This is a genomic window from Streptomyces sp. NPDC059900 (assembly GCF_050270335.1).
In the GTDB taxonomy this organism is placed as follows: Bacteria; Actinomycetota; Actinomycetes; order Streptomycetales; family Streptomycetaceae; genus Streptomyces.
Genome location: NZ_JBNNJZ010000973.1, coordinates 1 through 1,896 on the forward strand (window position 1 = coordinate 1; position 1,896 = coordinate 1,896).

Below are 1,896 nucleotides of genomic sequence, written 5' to 3' on the forward strand. Positions count from 1 at the left end.
CACGTCCTGCCATGATGTGCCCGTGCAAGCGACTTCGGGGAATCAGACAGGCTCGCGGCTGAGCCGGGGCAGGGGCGTCGGCCTGGGGCTCGCCCTGGTGTCGGCGGTCGCCTTCGGCGGCTCGGGTGTCGCGGCCAAGCCGCTGATCGAGGCGGGTCTCGACCCGCTGCACGTGGTGTGGCTCCGGGTGGCGGGTGCCGCCCTGGTGATGCTGCCGGTCGCCTGGCGCCACCGCGGACTGCTGCTGCGCAGGCCCGCGTTGCTGCTCGGCTTCGGTCTGCTCGCCGTGGCCGGTGTCCAGGCCTGCTACTTCGCGGCGATCTCCCGAATCCCCGTCGGCGTCGCGCTCCTGGTCGAATACCTCGCGCCCGCGCTCGTCCTGGGCTGGGTGCGCTTCGTGCAGCGGCGGCCCGTGACGCGGGCGGCCGCGGTGGGCGTGGTGCTCGCCGTCGGCGGGCTCGCCTGCGTGGTCGAGGTGTGGGCCGGGCTGAGCTTCGACGCGGTGGGGCTGCTGCTCGCGCTGGGTGCCGCGTGCTGCCAGGTCGGCTACTTCGTCCTGTCCGACCAGGGCAGCGACGCCGGGGACGACGCACCCGACCCGCTCGGCGTCATCGCGTACGGACTGCTGATCGGTGCCGTGGTGCTCACCGTCGTGGCACGCCCCTGGGGCATGGACTGGTCGGTGCTCGCGGGCAGCGCGGACATGGACGGCTCGGCCGTTCCCGCGTGGCTGCTCATCTGCTGGATCGTGCTCCTGGCGACCGTCGTGGCGTACGTCACCGGAGTGCTCTCGGTGCGCAGGCTCTCGCCGCAGGTGGCGGGGGTCGTGGCCTGCCTGGAAGCGGTCATCGCGACCGTGCTCGCCTGGGTCATGCTGGGCGAACACCTGTCGGCCCCGCAGATCGTCGGGGGCATCGTGGTCCTCGCGGGGGCGTTCATCGCCCAGTCGTCCACGCCCGCCAAGCCGCGGGGAGGGCCCGCCGCGGGCGGCGGGCTGCCGGAGCCCGAACGCTTGTCGTCGACCGGCACCGCCGTCTAGGGTCGTGATCATGCATTCACGCGCGCTCGTTCTGCCGCCCCCCGCCGCCTAAGCGCGGGCATCTCGGCATCTCCTGGATGACACCCGGCCGGTGGCCGGGTGGAGCGACGCTGCCCGCAGACGGAGCCAGGGACCTTCATCTCTTCTTCTGCGGAGAACTCACGTGTCGAATGTGTCGACTGCGTCGACGGCTGCCTCCGGTCTGTCCGTCGGACGCGGCCTCCTCTATCTGATCGTCGCCGGTACGGCCTGGGGCACCGCCGGTGGCGCCGCCGCGCTGGTCTTCAAGGCCGGCGACATGGGACCGGTCAGCCTGTCCTTCTGGCGCTGCGCGGGCGGCTTCGTGCTGCTGTACGCCGTCCGTCTGCTGCGGGCCCGCCGCCGCGCCGGGCAGGCCGCCGCGAGCGCGCCGCTGCGGCAGCGGCTGCCGCGGATCGTGGCGACCGGTGTGGCCCTCGCGGTGTTCCAGACCGCCTACTTCGCGGCCGTCGAGTCGACCGGACTCGCGGTCGGCACGGTGGTCACGATGGGCGCCGGGCCCGTACTCATCGCGCTCGGGGCGCGGTTCACCATGGACGAGCGGCTCGGGGGCGGCGGGATCGTCGCCGTGGCCGGGGCCCTTGCCGGGCTCCTGGTGCTCGTCCTCGGCGGGGGCGGCGTGAGCGTACGGCCGCCCGGAGTCGGGTGGGGGCTGCTCTCGGCGGCCGCGTACGCCACGATGACGCTGCTCACGCGGTGGTGGGGGCGGGACGGGAGCGCCGACTCCTCCGGCACGACGGTCTGGTCGTTCGCCGTGGTGTCCCTCTGCCTGCTGCCGCTCGCCGCGTTGGAGGGACTTGTTCCGCATACTGCGGACC

General features: G+C 73.6%; 2 protein-coding genes. Both read left to right on the plus strand.

What is annotated here, in order from left to right; all coding sequences use genetic code 11:
* Nucleotides 1-22 precede the first annotated feature (22 nt).
* Entirely contained in the window at nt 23-1,039 is a 1,017-nt protein-coding gene (locus ACQKIP_RS46320; protein ID WP_427745753.1) for an EamA family transporter, read from the plus strand.
* Nucleotides 1,040-1,202: 163 nt separating this feature from the next.
* A partial coding sequence (locus tag ACQKIP_RS46325; protein ID WP_427745752.1) for an EamA family transporter occupies nt 1,203-1,896 on the plus strand: 694 nt, incomplete at its 3' end.